This is a genomic window from uncultured Methanofollis sp. (genome assembly GCF_937919355.1).
Taxonomy (GTDB): domain Archaea; phylum Halobacteriota; class Methanomicrobia; order Methanomicrobiales; family Methanofollaceae; genus Methanofollis.
In genome coordinates this window covers 1-21,888 of sequence record NZ_CALFSA010000222.1, presented here as the reverse complement: position 1 = coordinate 21,888, position 21,888 = coordinate 1, and the positions used below count along the sequence as shown (strand labels likewise).

Here is a 21,888-nt window from a genome sequence, read left to right as displayed (position 1 = left end):
GCAGAACGGGCATGCAGGCATGCTTTCGTCAAAATAAATATCACAGGAGGGGCATTTTCTGACCGACGGCATGGATCACCTCTGATGAAAGAATGCCGCCGTACCTAATGCGCCTGTTGATTTTATTTTAAATTTCATCCTCTATCTTTGCCGCATGCACCGTTTCCGGCAGGAATGGCATCTGGCGGGGGCCATTTTTCGCGGATCTTCAGGAAAGCCGGGATCATTCCGGGCCCTCCTCCTCCCTCTCCGGACACATCCCCTGCGGCCGGGTCGCCGGGTCCTGGAGGTACTCCATCACCCTTGCCATCACCTCGGGGTTCCGGGGCAGGCCGATGTGGCAGTACTGCTCGGGGTGACTCGCCAGGCCCGCGGGGTCTGCCGGGAGAATGTCGAGACCCGCACCCGGCAGGTATGAATCGGTGTGCGGCACGATGCCGTCGCCGGCATAGGTCGTCCGCCACTCCCCGTCCGGGCCGAATGTCCATGTTTTCCCCTGGAAACAGGGGAAGAACGCGGGCGTGGCCGTCAGGTTCGCGGCAAGAACCAGTCTGTACGCGATGTCGTTGCGGGCCTTCGCACTCTGCAGTGCGGTAATGGTCCTGCTGCCCGGCCTGAACTCCTGCACGATGACGTCGTCCGCGGGGTCGTAGTTGCGGGGCACGAAGACCCCCGCAAGGCGGTCGATGACCTCCGGGCCGTACTCGGGGTCGTTGAAAAGTTCGGCCATGGAAGACCCATTGTTCGGCGGCCCGAGGCCGATCAACTGCCTGACCCGCTCCTCCCGTCTCCCGCCGTCGATCACCTCCAGGAGGTACCGGGCGATGCAGGTCCCCATGGAGTGGCAGACCATATCGACAGGCCCGGCATATCCGGTCTCATCCCGCACCTGGGCGAGATAGTCCCTGAACACGGCGGCGATCTCGGCGGGTGTGGCGTCGCTCATGCTGCTATGGTCGAAGACCTGGTACGGTATCGCCGCCGCCTCAAGGTGCGGTATCAGACGTTTCCAGACCCCGGGATGGCTACTCCACCCGTGGACCAGGACGGCCGGACATCTCTCTCTCTGCATCTCGCGATCCTCCTCTCCCTGGAACATCATGAGCCTTTGGTCTGGTCCAGGAAGAGATATATGGCATGGTCCATACTCCCCGCATATGGGCAGCACGACCCGACTATCTGAGGAGGAATACTGGGACTGGAGAGACGAGTTCACGGATCTTGGCGACGACCCTGTCGCCTCACTGATCGAGAAACTCAACGACGACAATATCGCCGTGCGGTGGAAGGCCGCGTGGGCCCTCGGCAAGATCGGCGACACCCACGCCGTCGACCCTCTCATCGCCTCACTGGACTTCACCGGGCCCATTGTCATGGGAGAAGGGACGTTCACCCTGAACATGGTCGCCGCGTGGGCCCTCGGGAAGCTGAAAGACCCGAGAGCGGTCGAACCCCTGATACAGGGCCTTTCAAGCGCCTGTTCCGACTATGTCTGGGTCTCGGCCTGGGCCCTCGGTGAGATCGGCGACCCGCGTGCAATCGGGCCCCTGGAGGAAGCGCGGGAGAGAGAAGAGTTCGAGTGCGTCTGGCAGGGCGACGCCTCGTGGACCGGGCGGGGGCCTGACCCTGCGGAGAATGTCGTCCTCACTGCCATCACAGAGCGGACTTTTCACGGCCCGGAGACGCCGGTCGAGAGGGCGCTCGAAAAGCTGGGCGAAAAAAGGGATTACACCTGATCAGTCCCGCATCGCCCCGGCGATGGCCCCGCCGATAAAGGCAAGGATGCCGAGGTACAGGAAGACACTGATCACCAGCAGCGTGCCGACGAAGAACCCTGCGAGGAGGCCGACGCCTCCGAGGAGGGCGGTCGCACCGATCAGAATGAGAATAGCGCTGATGACCCCCCCGAGGATGCCGGCAAGCACCCCGGCCTTGCCGCCGTTCCACGCACCCCCCCGTGCGATGTACCCGGCCGCGAACCCGCCCGCAAGCGGCCCGATCACCGGGACGAAGAGGTCGATGATCACCATGATCACCCACCCGACGACGACGCCGAGCCAGAAATTACCCGTTTCCCCCTCTGTCATATGATTCACCTGGCCGTCGATAGGGTGAAGGATATTATAATAGTATGTAGGAGTCGGTTGAAGGCAGAGATTCGAGAATGTCCTGACGCTCCCGGTCTGTTGTGGTCGTACTTCTGCCGCCATCACCTTTTTGTCGTCCGCTGTCCATGTAGTAGGAAGAGCGAAGGTGGCCAGGTCGGTCAGAAGCGCTGGAAATTGTATCAGATCCCGGGCAACACCATCACTCAGCGAAAGGTACATCTCTGTATCAGTCGTAAAAAAGAAGGTTCATTGGCTTGCGAGGGTAGGTAAGCTTGGCCAAAACCGACGGACTTAAGATCCGTTCTCTCAGGAGTCCGTGGGTTCGAATCCCACCCCTCGCACTCGTTTTTCTGCCATTGCAAATGGTGGCGAGCTTTTGTCTGAAGGGAGCGGAACACGGCGGGCGTGAGACGATCGCAATACCATCACCCCATGATGACTGCACGATTCCCTCACCATTCGATCGCACTCACACAATTGAGCACAGATATGCGCAGATCACAGAATCCTGTGATTGCCCTCTACCCCAGGGTACCGATACCGACTGCCATTCCCCACGCCCTCGCGGACAACTCTTTCATCACCACCTGATACCGGTTCAGATGGGTGAACTGCCGGATCTCCGCGGTCGAACCGCTGCCTGAGCACACTCAAACACCCGCGTCTTCGCCGCTCCCCATTCAATCCGCCGGTCGCGGTCAGGGTGACCCGCCGCCATCAACCTGAGGTGTCTTCCCTGTCTCTCAGGAGCCCAGGGATTCGCGCCGATTTCCGCCCCTTCTCACGGCCATCTCCCCCCTCCTTCTGGCACGGCCCACCCAATCACCCTCTTCGTCCAGAAACTGCCATTCTGTCCCTGATATATCGACACCCTTTCCCACCAAATACACAAAAAACCCCGGAACGGCACGTTCCAAAACGCAGCCCATACCGTCCAGATCCGAGCACCGGAAACGGGAAATAAAGGTCAGATCTGCCAGATCATGGACCCGGGCGCTCGCCATCACTCCCTGTCATCTCGCCGCCCCTGGAACCGAAGAAGACTGTCGCCCCGCTGCGTGCCGGGTCTGCTGCGGAATGATTATAGGACAAGGGCCCTATGGCAGAGATCGACGGAAGAGGGCGATGACCATGAAGATCGAAGTCCTTGGGACCGACTGCATGAAGTGCAGGCGCCTGGCAAAGAACGTCGAGATAGCGGTTGCAGAACTCGGGATCTCCGCAGAGATCGAGAAAGTGGAGGAGATCACCGCCATGATGGAGCGCGGCGTGATGCTGACCCCGGCGCTCGTCGTCGACGGCGACCTGAAGGTCTCGGGCCGGGTGGCCGACGTCGCCGAGATCAAGGCGTTCCTGCAGGAAGGGGAGGGGGTCCACCCGCTGCCGAAAGGAGAGACAGTACCCGGCACCCTTGTCGTCGAGTGGCGGCATATCGGCGAGAGCGTCGATGCGACCTGTGAGAGATGTGCCGCGACCGGCCGGACCCTTGCGGCGGTGGTGGACGAGATCAGGCCGATGCTTGCGGTCCGACAGATCAAGGTGAAGGTGGTGGAGACGGTGCTCCCGCCCGAGCGGATCGCGGAGTCGAACATCATCCTCTTCAACGGGACCCCGCTTGAGGATCTGCTGGAGGAGGTGCGGGTCGAGACGACCCCGTGCGTCTCCTGCTCCTGCATCGCCGGGACAGATGCCTCGTGCCGGGCAATCGTCTGCAGGGACGAGACCCACGAGGCCGTGCCCGCCGACCTGATCAGGCGGGCGGCCCTGAAAGCGGTGGGCCTGTGACCGAACGCCGCCTCTCCACCTTCGAGAAATATCTCACTCTCTGGGTAGCGCTCTGCATCGTCGCCGGAATCGCCCTCGGCCGGGTCGCCCCGGGCATTGCCGTCGCCCTCGACTCCCTCTCGGTCTACCAGGTCTCGATACCCATAGCGATCGCCCTCTTCTTCATGATGTACCCCATCATGGTGAAGATCGATTTCGCCGAGGTGCTGCAAGCGGCCAGGACCCCAAAACCGGTCGCTCTCACCCTCTTCGTGAACTGGGCGGTGAAACCCTTCACGATGTACATCCTTGCCACCTTCTTCCTGGGGTATGTCTTCGTCGGCTTCATCCCCGGAACCGAGGTGCTCCCCGACGGCACGGTCGTCGAACTCTGGAGAAGTTACGTCGCCGGATGCATCCTGCTCGGCATCGCCCCCTGCACCGCGATGGTGTTGATGTGGAGTTATCTCGCAAAGGGAAACGACGGCCTCACCCTGATCATGGTGGCGATCAACTCCCTCACCATGCTCGTGCTCTACGCCCCGCTCGGCAGTTTCCTCCTCGGGGTGAATGCCATGCCCATCCCCTGGGAGACGATCCTCCTCTCGGTCGCCGTGTACGTGGCCCTCCCGCTTGTCGCCGGATATTTCACCAGGAAATGGATCATCACACACAGGGGGATGGCATGGTTCGAGACGCGGTTTTTGCACCTGCTGACGCCGGTCTCGATCGTCGCCCTGCTCGCAACGCTCGTCCTCCTCTTCACCTTCAAAGGGGACGTCATCGTCGAAAATCCCCTGACCATCCTCTGGATCGCGATCCCGCTCTTCATCCAGACAGTGCTCATCTTCACCCTCGGCTACTTCGTCCTCGCGCCGAGACTGGGCCTGCCGTACAGGGAAGCCGCCCCTGCCGGGATGATCGGCGCCTCCAACCACTTCGAGGTGGCGATCGCCACGGCGACCATCCTCTTCGGCCTCGGGTCAGGGGCGGCGCTCGCCACGGTCGTCGGCGTCCTGATCGAGGTGCCGGTGATGCTGATGCTGGTGAGGGTATGCCTGCGGACGCAGGGGATGTTCCGGGGTGAGACACCATGATGGAGAGGATGCTCGTGCCCCTGGAGATCCACGGTGCGGCCGCTGCGATGGCGCCGGCCGTGGAAGAGATCGCCCGTCTCGGTGTCGGGAGGGCCGATCTGCTGTATGTGATCAATATCCGCGACACGGCGGCCGACCCCGGGGTGAGGGCGCACGATAGTGCGGTGATGGACGCGTGGAAAAAACGCCTGGAGAACTGTGGCGTTCCCGACGTCAGGGCCGAGGTCGTCGACGGCATCCCCTGGATCGAGGTCCTGGAGAGGGCCGGGGCCGACCCTCCCTCCTTCATCGTGATGGGCTCGCACGGCCGCTCGCTCATCCCCCGCATGCTCCTGGGGAGCCAGACCGAGAACGTGCTCGCCCATGCAACTGTGCCGCTCCTCGTCCTCCGCCTTGCGGTGCTGAAGGAGGGGGACCCGACCACCTGCACCCTCACGACGGACGGGATCTTCCGCCGGGTCCTCTATCTCACCGACTTCTCTGAGGAGGCGGAGAGGTGCATCCCCTTCATCGAGTGGATGGCCAGGGCGCGGCCCGAGCGTCTTGTCGTCATGCACGTGCAGGACACCCGCCGCTTCTGGACGGCGTCGCAGGACGATATCGCCGCCTTCAACAGGAAAGACGCCGGACGGCTCGCAGCCCTGAGGAGGCGCTTCGAACCCCTCGGCATCCCGCAGGTCGTCACCGACCTTGCGACCGGCAATGCCATCGACGAGATCCTCGGTGTCGAGGAGACGTTTGAACCCACGCTCATCGTCATGGGAGCGAAGGGGCGGCACGGTGCGATACGCTCTCTCCTCGGCGGGGTGACGACGGCGGTGGTGCACAACGCACGGGCGCATGTGCTCGTGGTACGATGAAAAATAGGGAGACATTCTCCTCACAGGCAGGAGAACACCTCCTGACCCTCAGTTCCTGAAACTATGGATCGGTGCGGGGATCCTGCCGCCGCGGTTGATGAAGTCCGCACAGCCGAACCTGTTGACTGGCTGGATCGGGGCATGACCCAACAGTCCGCCAAACTCCACCGTGTCCCCGATATCTTTTCCGATGACCGGGATGAGGCGGACGGCGGTCGTCTTCTGGTTCACCATGCCGATCGCCGCCTCGTCGGCGATGATGCCGGCGATCGTGGTCGCCGGCGTGTCGCCCGGGATCGCGATCATGTCCAGGCCGACAGAGCAGACACAGGTCATAGCCTCCAGTTTTTCGATTGTCAGGGCGCCGCGGTTGACGGCATCGATCATGCCCTGATCCTCGCTGACCGGGATAAAGGCGCCGCTGAGCCCGCCGACAAAGGAACTCGCCATGACACCCCCCTTCTTCACCTGGTCGTTCAGGAGGGCGAGGGCGGCGGTCGTCCCCGGTGCGCCGGTGGACTCAAGGCCCATCTCCTCCAGGATCCCGGCCACGCTGTCGCCCACCGCAGGGGTCGGCGCCAGGGAAAGGTCGACGATGCCGAAGGGGACGCCGAGCCTCTCCGAAGCCTCCTGTGCCACCAGTTGCCCGACACGGGTGACCTTGAATGCCGTCTTCTTCACCGTCTCGCAGAGGACCTCGAAGTTCTCGCCCCGCACACTCTCGAGGGCATGCTTGACGACGCCCGGACCGCTGACGCCGACGTTGATGACAGCATCAGCCTCGGTCACACCATGGAAGGCCCCGGCCATGAAGGGGTTGTCGTCGGGTGCGTTGCAGAAGACGACAAGTTTCGCACACCCGAGAGAACCATTCTCCTTCGTCGCCTCTGCCGTCTCCTTCACGATCTCGCCCATCAGTTTGACGGCGTCCATGTTGATGCCCGTCCTGGTAGAGCCGATATTGACCGAACTGCATACCCTCTCCGTGGACGCAAGGGCCGCGGGGATGGAGTGGATGAGGTTGCGATCGGCCTTCGTCATCCCCTTGGAGACGAGGGCGGAGTATCCGCCGAGGAAGTTCACCTGCGTGTCCCTGGCGGCCCGGTCCAGGGTCCGGGCGATCGTCACGAAGTCCTCCGGGCAAGTGCAAGCCTGCCCTCCCACGAGTGCGATCGGGGTTACGGAGATGCGTTTGTTGACGATGGGGATACCGTATTCGAGTTCGATCTCCCGGCCTGTGGAGACGAGGTCTCTGGCGACGCGGGTGATCTTGTCGTAGATCTTCTGGTTCAGGGTGTCCAGGTCTGAGTCGCAGCAGTCCAGGAGACTTATGCCCATCGTAATGGTGCGGACATCGAGTTTCTCCTGCTCGATCATCTTGTTCGTCTCGTTGACCTCAAAGAGTGTGATCATCCGAATACCTCTCAGATCCGGTGCATTTTTATGAAAATGTCTTCATGCTGACACCTGATCTTCACGCCGATCTCGTTGCCGAGGGTATCGAGGTCCTGCACCATCTCGCCAAACGGCTTGGAAGACCTGCTGGTGTCGACGATCATCATCATGTTGAAGTAGCCCTGCACGATGGTCTGGGAGATGTCCTCGACATTCACCTGGTTGGCGGCGAGGTATGTGCAGACCTTCGCGATGATCCCGACTGTATCTTTCCCGACGACAGTGATGATGGTTTTTTTCATGCCCTATCACATCCCTAACATTACATTGGCATTCTTCGGGGATTAATACCGTCACAATGGAGATCATATCTGCCTGACAGGATCCCTTCTCGACCTCGTGCGTGGTTCAGGGAACGCGTGTATCCGGCCCGTGATTGTTTGAGTGGGATACCGGATGGGCGGCGCACTGATCGTATGCCCCGGTTTGCGATGGGTTGTGGAAAAAGTTGGCGGGAGACCGCCCGCAACAAACCCATGACCTGTCGGAATGGAGTGCCAGCAGTCCGCCACAGTTCTGGCTAACTGATACTGGAGACATGGAGAGAAAAAGTGAGGACGTTTTCACTCCGTGACCTGGAGGGAGGGCTCGACCTGGCGCTGCATCAGGGCCGCAAAACCGACCCCGCCGATGAGGTCGAAGATGCCGAAGAGGAGTATATGCATGCCATCGATTCCCCCGAAAACCGTACTCGGAAGGCCGATACCGCCGAAATTCATCGAGAGGACGAGCAACAGGACCTGGGTAACCGCTGCACCGGTGACAAGATGAAGAATGCTGGATGAGACGTCACACTGCATGGGTACGTGTGGGTCGAAAGATAACATCAATTTTTGCAAATGGGCATGTCACGCATATCGCACTATTTTCTCAAAATTTTAAAATATACCCGACATTTATCGGATTCTGCTGTACAATAAAGCGACATCAATGGTGGGGAGATAGTATGGCGAACAGATACCGCAGATCACATTTTTTAGACCTTTAATCGATGACCCCACATATTGGAATTATATTTATATATCATTGAGTGCATGAATCAGACGAAAACAGGAGGGGGAAGGAGATGACACAGCAGAGCGTGAAAGTGCGTCGCCTTGGCGTGATGTCCGTTGCACTCTTTTTTGCAATTCTGAGTGCCCTGTACGGCCTTATCGCAGGAATTTTAGGTGTTGCAATGGCCGTGCCCACAACTGACTTGGGGATTATCGCCGCAATTACGGCGGGGATCGGAGGGATCCTTCTCGCCATCGTGCTCTGGGCCATCGGTGGTTTCATCGGCGGCGCGATTGCGGCGGTGATCTATAACTTCATCTTCGCCACGACCGGGGGCATCCAGATCGACCTCGATGTGGAGTCCTGAACCATCTTCTTTTTCTTCACCCTACATACCGGGAGGGTCGGATCTCTTCCCTGGAGGATGATGGCCCCGTTCCTCCCCTCATAAAAATAGGAGAAATTTCTTTATGGCAGACTCTGCGTAATGATAGCGTCCATCTCTGAGATGATCCCGGCAAGCGCCTCAGGGACGGCACCGTCAGTGGCACGGACAGTCTTCCCCCCGGCCGTCACCTCATAGGAGAAGAGGTCGTACCCCTGGTACAGGGGGAGATACTCATCCCGGAGAGACTGGAACGAATCTGAGGTCACCATCGCCCGTATCTGCGTGAGGTCGGCGGCATCGAGAGTCATCGTGGAGAGGTCGCCGTGGCGGGAGACATCCGCGGTCCTGTTCTCGTAGACGACGACGGTGTCGTTGAAGCCCGCAAACCCACCAGTCCTGTGGTATTCGACGACGACAGGGGACGACGTGTCGTTTGAGGTGCATCCGGCCGCCCCTGCGAGGGCGAGGATACAGCCGAGAAGGAGGAGGGTGAGGATCTGTTTCATGATAGAAAATGGCCCCCTGTCGGGATAATCCTCTCGTAAACTGCGAATTTTTTCGAAGTCTCGCCTGTTCTGCGGGTCGGCGCCCGCACCCGGACAAACATCCCCTCCCTGTACTCAAGGAAAGCCTCATCCGATCCCTCCCGCGTGTTACCGGGAAATCCACTGAAGTGGATTCCAGAGAACCGCTTGAAACTTCGTTTCATGAACGATTCATCACGATCAGGCCGGATCAGGCGATCGGTTCGTGGATGAGCCGGCGACGATCTCCCGCTCCCTCACCGACCACCGGGATCTCTCGGCCGCCCCGATCTCCTGGTAGTGTGGATCCATCATCCTGTGCGAGCGGGGGAGGTTCACCCGGAGCGGAAACCCCCCATCATTCCGTCGACGGGTTTCTTCGGCATCTCCGGGTGGACTCCCCGACCCCGCGGTCATCCGCTGCACGTCTCCCGCGCCGGTGCTGTCGCAGTGCTCTACCCGCCCGTCAAGCATGATGGTGACCGTCTCAATGCCGTGGTGCAGGAGCCAGGGAAAACCGGCGAGATAGTCCTCGGGAGGTCTGGCTTGAAGACGTCGAGCATCAGGGAAGGGTCGAAGAGAGGCACGTCGCGGTGACCGAAGACCCGCCTGAGCCTCGACGAGGCTGGCCCAACCTCCCGTATCTGTGGCATGCAGCGGGGGGACGGCGCCCGTATATAGGGTCTGCCTCTGGTGGAAAAATGGGTTCAGAGTAGATCAGGAGAGACGGATGATCTCGACCGGGCACCCCTCCGCGGCGTCCCGGACGCAGTCCTCCATATCGTCGGACACCTCTCCTTCAGCCGGGTCCCCGCCCCGCCTGTATTCTTCGACGATCTGACTCAGCGTATCGTCCGGGTTCTCCTCAAACACCTCAGGACATGTCTCCCAGCACAGGGCGCAACTCGTGCATTCCTCACGTTCAATGGTGATCCGTACCATGGTCCTCCACTCTTCGCAGACACCCAAGATACGTCACTCTCATATAATCCTTCGGTTTAGGCGAGAAGGGAGTACCTGATCCTGCAAGGTCTGGCAAAGGTCTTCGATCACCTCTACAGGAGATCGTGATGAGAGTTTGCCATCATGAACGGTTTCATGGACCCCTTCCAGGACGACCATCATCGTATAGAAGAAACCTGTTTGGATACCCATTCTTTGGCCGGGGCATGATACTCCTCTGTTCTGTCCCGATTATCTTCCCCTTTGCCGGGATCATCTCCCTCATCCCATCACCTCTGACCAGAGTCTGATCGCAGGGATGGATACACAGGAGGTGCTCAAGAGAGGTATGCCTTGGAGGAAACCACGGAAAAGTGCAGGCCGAGAAAAGAGTATCAGGAAAAAAGATATCAGGAGAGCACCTACCACCTGAACTTCTCCTGCTTCCTGGCAGTCTCATCGAAGGGGAGGAGGGCATAACCGTGCACCGTCCCGGCCCTGTCCAGTTCGACCTCAAGGTACAACTGGAGGTCGCCATGTTCCATCACCACCGTCGCGGGGTCTCCCCCCTTCTGCACAAAGCCCCACTCTCCAAGGTCTCCTGCGATGTCAGCAAAGGGTTTGCCGCCATGAGAGTCAAAGAGCGCTTCGACCCTCTCCATCATCTCGACCCTGAGATCCTGGCCGACCATCTGCGGACCGATCATAGTCACCGTCTCCTGCATGAAATATCACGCACACTATAAAAATATGGACATCATCGGGCATGCCGACTGCCGCAGGAGGATATCTGCCTGAGCCACCTCACGCGGGGGACGACGGGGGCGGATCAGAACGCGTATCAGGAGTCCAGAAAGGGGCATGGACGAGAATGTCACGGAAAAATTCGAGCATTCTTTTGTTTTCCCTCCAGACACTGCTCACAACAGGTATATATCTACCCTAATCCCGGCGCGGTTTGTGATTCCAATCATACTATCAGGCACATATCTGGCTGGATGAATAAAGTATAAATACAATCACCGAGTAGTGACGGTACGACCGGACCACGGGGGGACGGTTTTTATTCAGATTTAATCGTCAGATATCTTCTCTGACCTGCACCCGGCAGACATGCTGGACCCGGGTTTTCAGCATGCCGACCCGGTGTCGCAGTGGCAGCAGACCCCGACCATATGACCGAGGGGACCGTCTGCACGGACACAGTCAGAATGACCGGCGCCCCACGCCGCACATGTCGTACCCCGATCCGGTCACAGCCTCGCCCCACCTGTGGATCCTGAGGAGTGACCATCCATGAAAATACTCCAGATCGTTCCCTACTGTCTCCCCTATCGAGGGGGGCAGGAGCGCTACGTCTACAATCTCAGCAAATACCTGGTCAGACACGGCCATGACGTCGAGATCATCACATCGAACTACCCGTACAGCCCGGAGTGCGAGACCTCAGAGGGCATCAGAATAACCCGGCACCGCTGTCTCGCCCGCCCCATGAGAAACCCCCTTACTCCCGCCTTCATGACACTGTCACAGGAGAGCAAGGAGTGTGACATCGTCCATACCCACAACGAACACAGCACCGCCGCCATGGCGGCCGCCTTTCTCAGGAATGGCAGGTGCGCCCCCCTCATGCTGACATGCCACGGCCAGTTGATCTTTGGCGACCCCTTCCATGACGCCATGGAGAAGGTCTACAGCAAGACCATAGGCCGGCGTATTTTCTCCCGTGTGGACAGGATAGCTGTGAACTCTGCGGAAGACCGGGACTATGTCCTCTCCATCAACGCCTCTGTTTCCGACAAGATCAGTATCCTCCACAATGCCATCGACCCTGAATTTTTTGATGGTATAAGCGGATCGAACGGGATCTTCGACCTCAGCGGCAGGACCAACCTCCTCTATGTCGGCAGACTGATCCGGAGAAAGGGCCTCGAATGGTTGATCAGGGCGATGGCCATCATCAGGCAGTCGGGTAATGGCCGGGACGTCAGGTGCATCATGGTCGGCGAGGGGGAGGACAGAGAATACTTCGAGCGACTCATCAGGGACCAGGGTGTCCAGGAGTCTGTAATACTTGCCGGCGACATCAGTCTCGACGAACTGGTGTACCTCTATCGGCATACCGACCTCTTTGTCCTCCCCTCTCTCTCTGAAGTCTGCCCGACCGTCGTGCTGGAGGCGATGTACTTCGGTCTGCCTGTCGTCACGACCGATATTCCCGGGGTGAGGGACCACTTCACGGGTTCCGCTCTCCTTGTGCCTCCGAAGGATGAGATGTCTCTTGCAAGGGCGATCCTGAGTGTCATCGACGATAAAAATACGGCAGTCAGACTTGCTCGCACAGGACAGGATATGGTCACCAGAAAATATCTCTGGAGCCGTGTCTCGAAGGCCTACGAGTCGATATACCGCTCGATGGGGGCGTGACAATGCGGATCGGGCTATTTACGACTGACTTCCCGTATAAAAAACCCTTTGTGGACGAAGTCCCTGAAGGCGGGGCCTATGTCAGGAGCGGCGTCGGCGAGGTCGTCTATCACCTCGCCCTGGAACTGGAGAAACTCGGCCACGAGATCGGGATCTTCACGACCTCGGCCGACCGGTCCGACCACACTGAAGAGTTTGGGGGCATTACGGTTTTCCGGTACGGGAAAGACCTGAAACTTGCGGAGACCGAGATATCCCTGAAGTACCTGCGGGGACGGGACACTCCCCCCCTCGACATCGTCCACCTCCATGCAGGGTCGCCGCCTGCGACCCTTGCGGCCCTCGGCCACATCAGACAGAACCGGGCGCCCTTTGTCGTCACCCACCACCTCGACCCTGACATCTGGTCGGGGAATCTCGTCAGACGGGTGCTGCTGTACGGCTATTCTGAGTATTACCTGAGGCAGTCTTTTGCAAAGAGCGACCGGATCATCGCCCTCTCGCAGGAGGTCGTCGCCTCGTCCCCGCACCTCCAGCCCTTCAGGAACCGGATCAGCGTCATCCCGAACGGGATCGATATCGCTGAACTTGAAACGCCTCTCTCGAAAAAAGAATGTAGAAGGAGGCTCGGACTCCCGGAGGGTGGAGCGATCGTCCTCTTCCTCGGGAACCTCGTGCCCCGGAAAGGGCCGCACGTACTCCTCGCATCAATGCAGACGGTCTTCAGGGAGGCGCCCGACACAACCCTGGTCCTCGCCGGGACAATCACGCCTTTCGGTGCAGGCCTCAGGGAGGAGGCAAAAGCCCTCTCCCTGGAGAAGAACGTCGTCTTCACCGGTACGGTAGGGGAGGAGACGAAAAAATTGCTGTACCATGCCGCGGACATCTTTGCCCTCCCCTCCTTCGGGGAGGCGTACCCCCTCACTGTCCTGGAGGCGGCCGCGTGCGGACTCCCTGCGGTGGTGAGCGGGCTTCCGGTCTTCAGGGCCCAGGTCTGCGACGGCGAGAACGGTCTCTTCAGCAAGACCGGCGACCCGGAGGATCTCGGTGCAAAAATACTCCGCCTCGTCCGTGCAAGGGAGGAAAGAGAGAAGATGGGCAGAAATGCACGTTCTGCCGTACAGGGACTGGACTGGGCGAGGATCGCCGCGGCACACGAAGCAGTCTACCGGGAGGTGTCCCGGTGAAGGTCGGCATCATCGGCCCTCTCTCCGGCAACGAGGACGAGGGGTTCAGGAATGTCACCGCACGGTTTGTCGAGTACCTTGGCCGCCGCCACGACGTCCTGCCCCTCGACGTCGGGGGGATCTCCTCCCCTCTCTTCTGGAAGAAGGTGCGGGACGTCTCCCCTGACGTCGTCCACTACATGACGGCGCCGACATTCTCGAGTTTCCTTGCGCTGAAGGGGGTGCGGGCCCTCTCCCGGAGCGATACCAAAGTGGTGATGTCGGCGCTCCACCCGAACTGTCTTTCCGTGCTCAGGAACCCAATCGTCCGCGCCCTCGTCTCCCGCATGCAACCGGACCTCATTGTCACGCAGTCCCTCGAGGCCGCCCGCCTCCTGAAAGGGACGGGGGCGCAGGTGCGGTTTCTTCCGCACGGTGTCGATACCGATCGGTTCAGGCCGGTGCCTGCCGGGGAGAAGAGGAGACTGCGGGAGAAGTACGAACTTGACAGAGACGTCTCCGTCCTCCTCCATGTCGGCCACGTCAAGCCCGACCGCGGCCTCGGGCAACTTCTCAGGCTCCAGCAGACCCTGCCAGACTGTCAGGTCGTGATTATCGGGAGCCCCCGCTTTGCGCGGGACAGGAAGTATGCGGCGTACCTCAGGGAGCAGGGGTGCATCGTCATGGAGGGGTATTGCAACCGGATCGAGGAACTCTATCAGCTTGCCGACTGCTACGTCTTTCCCCGGGGAAAGACCCTCTTCCTCCCCCTCACCGTCATGGAGGCGATGGCCTGCAACATCCCGGTGGTCTCGGCCCCCTTCGACGGGATCACACAATTCTTCACCGAAGGAAATGGCCTCTTCGTCGCACGGTCGGCGGAGGAGTACTCAGGCTATGTGCGCCTGACACTGGACAGGGGGGTGACGGTCGCCACACGGGAGAAGGTGCTCCCCTGCTCCTGGGACCGCGTCGCCGACGAGATGAGCAACATATACGGGACACTCTGCGGAGGAATACCATGAGACGAGGAAAGATCATCTGCTTTACCGGCATTGACGGGTCGGGGAAGACGACCCTTGCAAAGTACCTGACAGACGAATTGCACAGGCGGGGGGTCGACACGCGGTACGTCTATGGACGATACCAGCCCGCCGCGCTCAGGCCCCTGATGTACCTGGGAAAAATCCTCTTTTTCCGGGACAAGGACATGTTCCAGGACTACTCCGACTATGCGGGGTCGAAAAAGGAGGCGGCACAGGAGCACAGCTTCCTCGCCCGTCTCTACCAGCGCCTCCTTTTCTGGGAGTACGCCTTACAGTTGACCTTCAGGGTCTCCCTCCCGGTCACTCTCCTCAACAGAACCCTTGTCTGCGACCGCTATATCATCGACACCGTTGTCACCGACCTCGCCGTCGATTTTCATTACTCTGAAGAGGAGGTCAAGGAGGTGATCAGGGAGATGTACGGCCGTTTCCCGCGGCCTGACATCACCTTCCTCATCGACCTCCCCGAGGAGGTGGCAATGAAAAGAAAGGACGATACCCCCTCTGTCCGGTACCTGGAGGAGAGGCGACGGCTGTACCTCATGTCGGCCGAGACGGTCGGTGCTGTCGTCCTGGACGGTTCCCTGCCCCGCGAGACGATCCGGCAGAACGTCCTCCAGCACACAGGGGCGGCGCCATGACGCGTCTCGTCGTGATCGGGATCGACAGCATGGACGCCCTCCTCGTAGACGCATTCCTCGACGATCTGCCGAACCTCAGGCGACTGAAGGAGTCTTCGCCGCCGATCGCCATGCACTCGGTCTTCCCGCCCGACTCGGACACGGCATGGGCGACCATCTACACCGGGTTGAACCCCGCGGAGCATGGCGTCGTCCACTTCGTCGACCCCCTGGAGAAGGCCTCGATCTACCAGACTGACTACCTCGACTCGTCCCTCGTCAGGGGAAAAACCTTCTGGGACGCCGCGGGGGAGGCAGGAAAAAGGGTCTGCATCGTCAACCCCCACATCGGGTATCCTGTCTGGGCGGTCAACGGCACGATGGTGAGCAGGAACCCGAAGAACACCGGCGTCCAGGCCTATCCGGAGACCGCGGCTGGAGTCGCGGGCGACGGCATCCTGATGCCCGACCGTATCCCCGATTCGAAAGGCGAGTACAGGGAGTACCTTGAACGCCTTGAGTCCGTCGTCAGGAAGGAGGCCACGGTCGCCGGAGACCTGATGCGCTCGACTAAGTGGGACCTCTTCTTCTTCTACTCCTCGGCCCTCGACTTTGTCCAGCATATCTTCTGGAACTACTGCGACCCGAAAGACCCCATGTACCCCGGCGACGACAATCCCTTCAGGGACACCATCAGGCATTTCTACCGCATTTACGACGGGGTCGTCGGAGCCCTGACTGCCGACCTCCCACCCGACACCGCCGTGATCGTCATGAGCGACCACGGCCACACGATGCGGCCGTCCGACCTCGTCAACATCAACGAGATCCTGAGGCAGGAGGGGTATCTCGTCGCGAAAAGCGGTATATCTGCGCCGATAAAAAATGCCGGGGAGAAGGCGAAGAGGGCGGCGGTGAACATCATCCAGAGGACAGCGCTCCGCGGGACCGCCCTCAGGATCCTCAGGAAACATCCGGGGATCAAGGAGTACTACACCGTCCCCTCGTCCATTGACTTTGACAGGACGGTGGCACACTGCACCGACCTCTCCGGTATGAAGGCCTACAACTACGGAGGGATCCTGGTTGCGCGGAAGAAGCTGGGCGAGACACAGTACGAGGAGGTGAAAAAAGAGATTATCACCCTCCTTTCCTCCTACACCCTCCCTGACGGTGCCCCCGCCTTCGAGTGGGTCAGCACAAGGGAAGCCCTCTATCAGGGGCGGCATCTTGAGAAGTACCCTGACGTCCTCTTCAAACTGAGAGAGGGCTATGGTGCTGGGTGGGCGATCCAGGAGTCGGTCTTCTCGACTTCGAACACGCACAGTTTTTACCCGGGTTCCCACCGGGGGGACACGCCGGTCTTCTTCCTTCAGGTACCGGACGGCAGGAAGCCGACGCGGGGAGAGGCGAGTCTGGAGGATGTCAGGGCCACCGTCCTGAAAATCCTTGGGATCGGGGGGAATGGTCTGGGAGGGAGCGGGAATAGCCTCATATGAAGACATGCCAGGGGTATGCCGATCTTTCAGGTGAGGAACAGTACTGACAGGGGAACAGAGAATTAAAAAGAAGGGATATCTGAGATCCCTGACCCGTGCAGAGAGAACACATATATGCAATGAGGCTGATTACGACCATACGTCCACCCCTTGAGAGGACACCTATGGAAACAAAGCCCTGCATTGTTCTTGTCACATCCCGGTGGTTCAAGAACCAGAACCTCTACTTTACGGCCTTGAAACTGGTGCAGATCCTGAAACCCCTTTCCCGGGATATCACCTGGATCATCACAGAACAGGACGACAAAAACTACCCTGCAGGCGAGTTCACGCTCCTGAAGATCCCTGACCGGAATGCTGAGAAGTCTCTCATCGCGCGTTTCTGGTACCTTATCCTCCACCAGATGCGGGTGGTGCACCAGATGCTCCGCCTGGGAAAGGATCAGGACGTTGTGATATTCGCATTCGGCGCCGACTACTTTGTCTTCCCGATGCTTGCTGCAAAATTGAAGGGGAAACGGGTGGCACTCCGCACGGACGGACGGACCTCGCGGGTCATCAGGAAGTACTGGCAGCAGAGAAACCGACCGCTGGAAATGCTCTACGAGGGGGTCGAAGCTGTCACCTACGGGATATCCGATGCCATCATCCCGGAAAGTGAGGCTTTCGTCGCCCTCTACGACCTCGGGCACTATGAAAAAAAGACATGGCCGGGAAGTCTGTACGTCGACACAGCACGCTTTGCCGTCCAGAAGGGGATATCGGAGAGGGAGTATGACCTCGGGTTTGTCGGGCGTTTCTCCCGCGAGAAAGGGATCCTCGAGTTCGTCTCCTCCCTCGTGACGGTGCGGGACGGCGGGCAATGCCGGGTGGCCCTCATTGGTGACGGCGACCTCCGGGGAGAAGCAGAGACAGTTGTCTCGCAGCACCGGATCAGGGACTCCGTGGACTTCATCGGGTGGGTCAACAACGCAGACCTCCCCCGCTACCTGAACACCATCAAGGTTCTTGTCGTGCCGTCATACAGGGAGGGACTCCCGAACATCGTGCTCGAAGCGATGGCCTGCGGGTGCATCGTCCTTGCCACGCCGGTGGGGGGGATACCGGCCCTCGTTCGCGACGGGGTCACCGGGTTCATCACAGAAACAAACTCCCCGGAAATTCTGTCAAAGAATATCGAACGGGCCTTGAGACACCCGGACATGGAGTATGTCAGCGAGAGGGCACGGGAACTGATCGAGCAGTCCTACACATACGACGCCGCGGTCAGGCAGTACGGACAGATACTCGCACACATGTCATCGTGAGGTCTTCATGGAATTTTCTGCACGAGAGCGTCTGATAGCCCTCATCGGGGTTCTTTTCCTCTTCGATGGGGCTTTTCTCCTGGATATACCGGTTGTCCGTGAAGTGCTCGGCGCAGTGGTCCTGGCGGTTATCCCGGGCATGCTCATCCTCTCCATCTTCAGACCGGGAAAGATCACCCTGCTCGAATACGTCCTCCTCGCTGTCGGGGTGAGCCTTGCTGTCCTGATGATCGGGGGCCTGCTGTATAACAATCTCCTGCTGTACCTCGGTATCCTGAAGCCTTTTTCCGGGCGGTTACTCCTCGATTGTTATAACGTCATGATACTTGCCCTTGCCGCCGTCTGGTATCTCACCAACAAAGGTACATCTTTTTATCTGCCTGATCCATCGATAAAGGCTGCTGACGCCGTGTTACTTCTCCCAGCACTGGTCTTCCTGCCCCTGAGCGCCTTTGCCATGCACCTGATCAATACGACCGGGAACAACACCCTCCTTATCGGTCTCTTCTTTGCTATTCTTGTCTATATCGGGGCACTCTGCATCTGCCACGCAAGGGCCTCGCCCTGGATCATGCCTGCCGCTCTCCTGATCATGAGTGTCACTCTCATCTTGCCTCTTGCCCTCAGGTCAAATTATATCATCGGGACAGACACGCACTTCGAGTATTTCACCTTTATATCAACACTGAACAATGGCTACTGGTCGATCATCGGGAGTGCACAACTTGATTCCTGCCTCAGCATATCGATATTGCCAGTATTTTTCCAGATCTTCACGGGCATTTCACCGATGATGCTCTTTAAGGTCATCTTTGCACTGATATTTGCGATCTCTCCCCTGATCATCTACAGCATTGCGAAACAGTACCTGAACGAGATCTATGCCTTTCTCGCTGCGGCATTTTTCATGATCCAGCCGCAGTTCATGACAGCGACGTCGAACAGCAGGACGGTCCTTGCCCTGCTCTTCTTTATGCTGACAGTCATGCTGCTCCTGAAAGAGGAGGGTATGAACCCATTACGGAAGAAAGCCCTGATCGTCCTCTTTATCGCTGCCGCAATTTTTTCCCACTACACGACGTCGTTTATCTTCTTTGGCATCCTCGTCTTTGCGTGGGTCGGTACCGGCATCCTCTCCCTCAAGTACCCGGTCAGGCCGGCGCCGTCTGTTGATATACTCGTGATCTTTCTTGCGCTGATGTATGTCTGGTACGCCCTGGTCACGGTCGTCCCGTCGCAGATGTTCGTGGGTTTCGTTGAAAAGACCGCTGAAAACCTGGACCAGTTCCTGATGCCCGAGACGCGCGGCCAGGATGTCCAGAGGTTATTCGGTGCTCATCTTCCCGATAAGGGACTTCCGTATATTATCCAGTTTGTATTGTCCTGGGCAAGTATCGGCCTCATTGCGATCGGGACACTTGCAATGATTCTGGACCGCAAAAAAACGGTACTGCCGGGAAAGGAGAAGGCGGAGTACCTGAAAAAGAAGTTCAGCGGCTTGTTCTTTGTCCTCGTCATCACCGTCACCGGCCTTCTCGGCCTGATGATCATCGTGCCTTATCTGTCCGATGGCTACGACCTCGCCCGGGTACTCCCCATCTGTAACACGATCCTTTCGGTCATGTTTGTCGTAGGGGGGATTGCAATTGCTGAAACCCTGCGTTTTGTCATACGATACCCGGGGGAAAGAAGGAAGAGGGAGTACCTTACCTCTCTCCCTGCGGGACAGAGCCAGCTGATGAAGATGTCACTTGCGGTGATCCTTCTTGTCCTGCTCCCATACTTCCTCTCGGCGACGGGTGTTCTGCATACGCTGTCTGGCGACAACCGCGATGTCGTCTTTCATGCAGACGGGCCGCAGTACGATATGAAGTATATCCATGACACGGAAGCACGGGGTGCTGCCTGGTTAAAACAGCGGATGGAACCTGATGTAAGAGTCTTTGCCGACGGGTTCGGTGTATCAAGGCTGATGAGCCTGGGCACGATCCCTCACTCGTCTCTCGCCTCATTTGTCCAGTATGGCTGGGTATCTCGGGAGAGTTACATCTATCTCAGGTATAAAAATGTGGTTGACGGCAATCTTATCGACTTTGACGGGAAATACCGGGATCTGGATGAATTTGCCCAGATATTCAGGCACAAGGATAAGGTCTACTCCAATGGCGGGTCCTCGATCTGGACCGAATAAATGAGGGATCCACACGACGGAAAACGACCAGACGGGCATCGCCGAAGGGGATGATCATAGAATTGTCAGAGCCGACCCGGATATGAGCGATGCCAGAGTGGAAAATAAAAAAAAGGGAGGACAGATCATTACGCTTTGCCGATCGCCCACTTCACGGCTGCGTCGAAGAGCGCCCACCCTTCGGGTGTTGTGCTTGCTGCGACCTGGTCGTGGAGGAAGAACCCGACACGGGGTGCGGGTGCCTTCATGCCGACCATGTCGGCGTCGGTGTCGTAGGCGAAGATCGTGACCTTGTCAGGCTGACCGACGACGGTCGCAACCTTCGCTGCACCTGCAGCCGGCATGCCGAACATCTCAGATCCGGCTGTTCCGGTGACTTTCACAGTGCCTTCAAGTCCTGCTGCGAGGGGGTTCGCTGCATCGGCGATGGCGACCTGGGTCTGGCCTGCGGCAGCGGAGTAGTCAGCGCCGCGGGAGGTGCCGGTCATCTTGAGGTCGTCATAGAGCCATGCCTCGCAGGAGATCACCGGCACGGCGAGGTCTCTGAACATGGTGCCAACGCTTCCACTGCTCATGCTGGAGGAGAAGATCACGACGTCCTTACCCTCAGCGTCTGCCGCAGTGATAAGGCGGTCTTCCTTCGTCGTCACAGTGTAGCCCTTCGACTCGAGGTGGTCCTTCATTGCTTTGTCACCGGGGTTCAGGTATGAGTTCCCGATGATCAGCAGTACCTCTGCAGGTTGCTCGGGGGTTGGTTCGGGCGTGGGTTCTGCGGTCGGTTCGGGCGTGGGCTCAGTCGTGGGTTCAGGTGTCGGGGTTACTCCCGTCGATCCACCTGCTTCCACCGCCCATTTCACTGCTGCGTCGAAGAGTACCCACCCTTCGGGTGTTGTGCTTGCTGCGACCTGGTCGTGGAGGAAGAACCCGACACGGGGTGCGGGTGCTTTCATGCCGACCATATCGGCGTCGGTGTCGTAGGCGAAGACCGTGACCTTGTCAGGCTGACCGACGACGGTTGCGACCTTCGCTGCACCTGCAGCCGGCATGCCGAACATCTCGTATCCGGCTGTTCCGGTGACTTTCACGGTGCCTTCAAGTCCTGCTGCGAGGGGGTTCGCTGTGTCGGCGATGGCGACCTGGGTCTGGCCGGCAACCGCAGAGAAGTCAGTACCAACTTTGGTGCCTGTCATCTTGAGGTCGTCATAGATCCATGCCTCACAGGAGACCACCGGTACGGCGGCGTCCTTGAGCGTTGCGCCGACATTCCCGCTGTTGAGGCTGGACGAGACGATCACAACGTCCTTGCTCTCGGCATCTGCCGCAGTGACAAGGTCGTCCTCTTTCGTCGTCACGGTGTAGCCCTTCGACTCGAGGTGGTCCTTCATTGCTTTGTCACCGGGGTTCAGATAGGAATACCCAGTGATCAGCAGTACCTCTGCAGGCTGCTCGGGGGTTGGTTCGGGCGTGGGTTCTGCGGTCGGTTCGGGCGTGGGCTCAG

23 protein-coding genes, 1 tRNA gene and 1 pseudogene are annotated in these 21,888 nt (G+C 59.1%); 14 read left to right on the top strand and 11 right to left on the bottom strand.

Annotation, left to right across the window (positions count from 1 at the left end):
• Window positions 1-223 precede the first annotated feature (223 nt).
• Complete coding sequence (locus tag Q0520_RS10965; RefSeq protein ID WP_298670024.1) at window positions 224-1,072, bottom strand: alpha/beta fold hydrolase; 849 nt, start codon at window positions 1,070-1,072, stop codon at window positions 224-226.
• Window positions 1,073-1,157: 85 nt separating this feature from the next.
• Between Q0520_RS10965 and Q0520_RS10960 the strand changes: the two genes are divergently transcribed.
• Window positions 1,158-1,736 carry a HEAT repeat domain-containing protein gene (locus Q0520_RS10960; protein ID WP_298670022.1) on the top strand — a complete coding sequence of 193 codons (579 nt, stop codon included), beginning with the start codon at window positions 1,158-1,160 and terminating at the stop codon, window positions 1,734-1,736.
• Here Q0520_RS10960 and Q0520_RS10955 read toward each other — a convergent pair whose 3' ends face one another.
• Entirely contained in the window at window positions 1,737-2,087 is a 351-nt protein-coding gene (locus Q0520_RS10955; RefSeq protein ID WP_298670021.1) for a DUF5518 domain-containing protein, read from the bottom strand.
• 277 nt (window positions 2,088-2,364) lie between these two features.
• On the opposite strand from Q0520_RS10955, the gene Q0520_RS10950 reads away from it, so the two are divergent.
• From Q0520_RS10950 to Q0520_RS10930, 5 genes and pseudogenes are all read left to right on the top strand, one after another.
• A tRNA-Leu gene (locus Q0520_RS10950) sits at window positions 2,365-2,449 on the top strand.
• 790 nt (window positions 2,450-3,239) lie between these two features.
• Window positions 3,240-3,455 (top strand): annotated as a pseudogene (locus Q0520_RS10945) (thioredoxin family protein); the annotation flags it as partial.
• Window positions 3,432-3,893, top strand: coding sequence for a DUF2703 domain-containing protein (locus tag Q0520_RS10940; protein ID WP_298670030.1), 462 nt, complete (start codon window positions 3,432-3,434; stop codon window positions 3,891-3,893). The pseudogene Q0520_RS10945 and the gene Q0520_RS10940, both read left to right, overlap by 24 nt.
• Window positions 3,890-4,969 (top strand): ACR3 family arsenite efflux transporter, encoded by a 1,080-nt coding sequence (gene arsB / locus Q0520_RS10935; protein WP_298670019.1) that lies wholly within the window; start codon window positions 3,890-3,892, stop codon window positions 4,967-4,969. Before Q0520_RS10940 ends, arsB begins: the two co-directional genes overlap by 4 nt.
• The gene (locus Q0520_RS10930) at window positions 4,966-5,829 is read left to right on the top strand and encodes a universal stress protein (protein ID WP_298670017.1); all 864 of its coding nucleotides are present in this window, start codon (window positions 4,966-4,968) and stop codon (window positions 5,827-5,829) included. The genes arsB and Q0520_RS10930 overlap by 4 nt, the downstream gene beginning before the upstream one ends.
• A 48-nt stretch (window positions 5,830-5,877) precedes the next feature.
• Here Q0520_RS10930 and Q0520_RS10925 read toward each other — a convergent pair whose 3' ends face one another.
• The 3 genes from Q0520_RS10925 to Q0520_RS10915 all read right to left on the bottom strand — a co-directional run bounded on the left by Q0520_RS10925 (window position 5,878) and on the right by Q0520_RS10915 (window position 8,084).
• Entirely contained in the window at window positions 5,878-7,242 is a 1,365-nt protein-coding gene (locus tag Q0520_RS10925; RefSeq protein WP_298670015.1) for a PFL family protein, read from the bottom strand.
• Window positions 7,243-7,253: 11 nt separating this feature from the next.
• On the bottom strand, window positions 7,254-7,526 hold the full coding sequence (locus tag Q0520_RS10920; protein ID WP_298670013.1) for an ACT domain-containing protein: 273 nt from the start codon (window positions 7,524-7,526) through the stop codon (window positions 7,254-7,256).
• 321 nt (window positions 7,527-7,847) lie between these two features.
• Entirely contained in the window at window positions 7,848-8,084 is a 237-nt protein-coding gene (locus Q0520_RS10915) for a hypothetical protein (RefSeq protein ID WP_298670011.1), read from the bottom strand.
• A gap of 266 nt (window positions 8,085-8,350) precedes the next feature.
• Here Q0520_RS10915 and Q0520_RS10910 point away from each other — a divergent pair, with 266 nt between their 5' ends.
• Complete coding sequence (locus Q0520_RS10910; RefSeq protein ID WP_298670009.1) at window positions 8,351-8,647, top strand: hypothetical protein; 297 nt, start codon at window positions 8,351-8,353, stop codon at window positions 8,645-8,647.
• Window positions 8,648-8,748: 101 nt separating this feature from the next.
• Here Q0520_RS10910 and Q0520_RS10905 read toward each other — a convergent pair whose 3' ends face one another.
• The 5 genes from Q0520_RS10905 to Q0520_RS10885 form a co-directional block, all read right to left on the bottom strand.
• Window positions 8,749-9,174, bottom strand: coding sequence for a protealysin inhibitor emfourin (locus Q0520_RS10905; protein WP_298670007.1), 426 nt, complete (start codon window positions 9,172-9,174; stop codon window positions 8,749-8,751).
• Between the two features lie 219 nt (window positions 9,175-9,393).
• On the bottom strand, window positions 9,394-9,684 hold the full coding sequence (locus Q0520_RS10900; RefSeq protein WP_298670028.1) for a pirin family protein: 291 nt from the start codon (window positions 9,682-9,684) through the stop codon (window positions 9,394-9,396).
• Window positions 9,648-9,845 (bottom strand): hypothetical protein, encoded by a 198-nt coding sequence (locus tag Q0520_RS10895; protein WP_298670005.1) that lies wholly within the window; start codon window positions 9,843-9,845, stop codon window positions 9,648-9,650. Before Q0520_RS10895 ends, Q0520_RS10900 begins: the two co-directional genes overlap by 37 nt.
• A 64-nt stretch (window positions 9,846-9,909) precedes the next feature.
• On the bottom strand, window positions 9,910-10,134 hold the full coding sequence (locus tag Q0520_RS10890; RefSeq protein ID WP_298670003.1) for a ferredoxin: 225 nt from the start codon (window positions 10,132-10,134) through the stop codon (window positions 9,910-9,912).
• A 422-nt stretch (window positions 10,135-10,556) separates the two neighbouring features.
• Window positions 10,557-10,841, bottom strand: coding sequence for a hypothetical protein (locus Q0520_RS10885; protein ID WP_298670001.1), 285 nt, complete (start codon window positions 10,839-10,841; stop codon window positions 10,557-10,559).
• Between the two features lie 589 nt (window positions 10,842-11,430).
• Between Q0520_RS10885 and Q0520_RS10880 the strand changes: the two genes are divergently transcribed.
• The 7 genes from Q0520_RS10880 (at window position 11,431) to Q0520_RS10850 (ending at window position 20,390) form a co-directional block, all read left to right on the top strand.
• A complete protein-coding gene (locus Q0520_RS10880; protein ID WP_298669999.1) occupies window positions 11,431-12,561 on the top strand; it encodes a glycosyltransferase family 4 protein in 1,131 nt (376 codons plus the stop codon).
• A 2-nt stretch (window positions 12,562-12,563) separates the two neighbouring features.
• Window positions 12,564-13,748: a glycosyltransferase family 4 protein gene (locus Q0520_RS10875; protein WP_298670026.1), complete on the top strand. Its 1,185-nt coding sequence runs from the start codon at window positions 12,564-12,566 to the stop codon at window positions 13,746-13,748.
• On the top strand, window positions 13,745-14,752 hold the full coding sequence (locus Q0520_RS10870; protein ID WP_298669997.1) for a glycosyltransferase family 4 protein: 1,008 nt from the start codon (window positions 13,745-13,747) through the stop codon (window positions 14,750-14,752). The genes Q0520_RS10875 and Q0520_RS10870 overlap by 4 nt, the downstream gene beginning before the upstream one ends.
• Entirely contained in the window at window positions 14,749-15,414 is a 666-nt protein-coding gene (locus Q0520_RS10865) for an adenylyl-sulfate kinase (RefSeq protein WP_298669995.1), read from the top strand. Before Q0520_RS10870 ends, Q0520_RS10865 begins: the two co-directional genes overlap by 4 nt.
• Window positions 15,411-16,892 (top strand): alkaline phosphatase family protein, encoded by a 1,482-nt coding sequence (locus Q0520_RS10860; RefSeq protein ID WP_298669993.1) that lies wholly within the window; start codon window positions 15,411-15,413, stop codon window positions 16,890-16,892. Before Q0520_RS10865 ends, Q0520_RS10860 begins: the two co-directional genes overlap by 4 nt.
• 164 nt (window positions 16,893-17,056) lie before the next feature.
• The gene (locus tag Q0520_RS10855; protein WP_298669991.1) at window positions 17,057-18,199 is read left to right on the top strand and encodes a glycosyltransferase family 4 protein; all 1,143 of its coding nucleotides are present in this window, start codon (window positions 17,057-17,059) and stop codon (window positions 18,197-18,199) included.
• Window positions 18,200-18,206: 7 nt separating this feature from the next.
• The gene (locus Q0520_RS10850; RefSeq protein WP_298669989.1) at window positions 18,207-20,390 is read left to right on the top strand and encodes a DUF2206 domain-containing protein; all 2,184 of its coding nucleotides are present in this window, start codon (window positions 18,207-18,209) and stop codon (window positions 20,388-20,390) included.
• A gap of 128 nt (window positions 20,391-20,518) precedes the next feature.
• Here the strand turns inward: Q0520_RS10850 and Q0520_RS10845 are convergent.
• On the bottom strand, window positions 20,519-21,888 hold a 1,370-nt coding region (locus Q0520_RS10845), incomplete at its 5' end, for a hypothetical protein (protein WP_298669987.1).

What these genes read in the sequence shown, in the direction of transcription:
- Q0520_RS10965 (WP_298670024.1), bottom strand. Translation starts at nt 1,072, where the DNA reads ATGCAGAGAGAGAGATGTCCGGCCGTCCTGGTCCACGGGTGGAGTAGC.
- Q0520_RS10960 (WP_298670022.1), top strand. Translation starts at nt 1,158, where the DNA reads ATGGGCAGCACGACCCGACTATCTGAGGAGGAATACTGGGACTGGAGA.
- Q0520_RS10955 (WP_298670021.1), bottom strand. Translation starts at nt 2,087, where the DNA reads ATGACAGAGGGGGAAACGGGTAATTTCTGGCTCGGCGTCGTCGTCGGG.
- Q0520_RS10930 (WP_298670017.1), top strand. Translation starts at nt 4,966, where the DNA reads ATGATGGAGAGGATGCTCGTGCCCCTGGAGATCCACGGTGCGGCCGCT.
- Q0520_RS10925 (WP_298670015.1), bottom strand. Translation starts at nt 7,242, where the DNA reads ATGATCACACTCTTTGAGGTCAACGAGACGAACAAGATGATCGAGCAG.
- Q0520_RS10920 (WP_298670013.1), bottom strand. Translation starts at nt 7,526, where the DNA reads ATGAAAAAAACCATCATCACTGTCGTCGGGAAAGATACAGTCGGGATC.
- Q0520_RS10915 (WP_298670011.1), bottom strand. Translation starts at nt 8,084, where the DNA reads ATGCAGTGTGACGTCTCATCCAGCATTCTTCATCTTGTCACCGGTGCA.
- Q0520_RS10910 (WP_298670009.1), top strand. Translation starts at nt 8,351, where the DNA reads ATGACACAGCAGAGCGTGAAAGTGCGTCGCCTTGGCGTGATGTCCGTT.
- Q0520_RS10905 (WP_298670007.1), bottom strand. Translation starts at nt 9,174, where the DNA reads ATGAAACAGATCCTCACCCTCCTCCTTCTCGGCTGTATCCTCGCCCTC.
- Q0520_RS10895 (WP_298670005.1), bottom strand. Translation starts at nt 9,845, where the DNA reads ATGCCACAGATACGGGAGGTTGGGCCAGCCTCGTCGAGGCTCAGGCGG.
- Q0520_RS10890 (WP_298670003.1), bottom strand. Translation starts at nt 10,134, where the DNA reads ATGGTACGGATCACCATTGAACGTGAGGAATGCACGAGTTGCGCCCTG.
- Q0520_RS10885 (WP_298670001.1), bottom strand. Translation starts at nt 10,841, where the DNA reads ATGATCGGTCCGCAGATGGTCGGCCAGGATCTCAGGGTCGAGATGATG.
- Q0520_RS10880 (WP_298669999.1), top strand. Translation starts at nt 11,431, where the DNA reads ATGAAAATACTCCAGATCGTTCCCTACTGTCTCCCCTATCGAGGGGGG.
- Q0520_RS10875 (WP_298670026.1), top strand. Translation starts at nt 12,564, where the DNA reads ATGCGGATCGGGCTATTTACGACTGACTTCCCGTATAAAAAACCCTTT.
- Q0520_RS10865 (WP_298669995.1), top strand. Translation starts at nt 14,749, where the DNA reads ATGAGACGAGGAAAGATCATCTGCTTTACCGGCATTGACGGGTCGGGG.
- Q0520_RS10860 (WP_298669993.1), top strand. Translation starts at nt 15,411, where the DNA reads ATGACGCGTCTCGTCGTGATCGGGATCGACAGCATGGACGCCCTCCTC.
- Q0520_RS10855 (WP_298669991.1), top strand. Translation starts at nt 17,057, where the DNA reads ATGGAAACAAAGCCCTGCATTGTTCTTGTCACATCCCGGTGGTTCAAG.
- Q0520_RS10850 (WP_298669989.1), top strand. Translation starts at nt 18,207, where the DNA reads ATGGAATTTTCTGCACGAGAGCGTCTGATAGCCCTCATCGGGGTTCTT.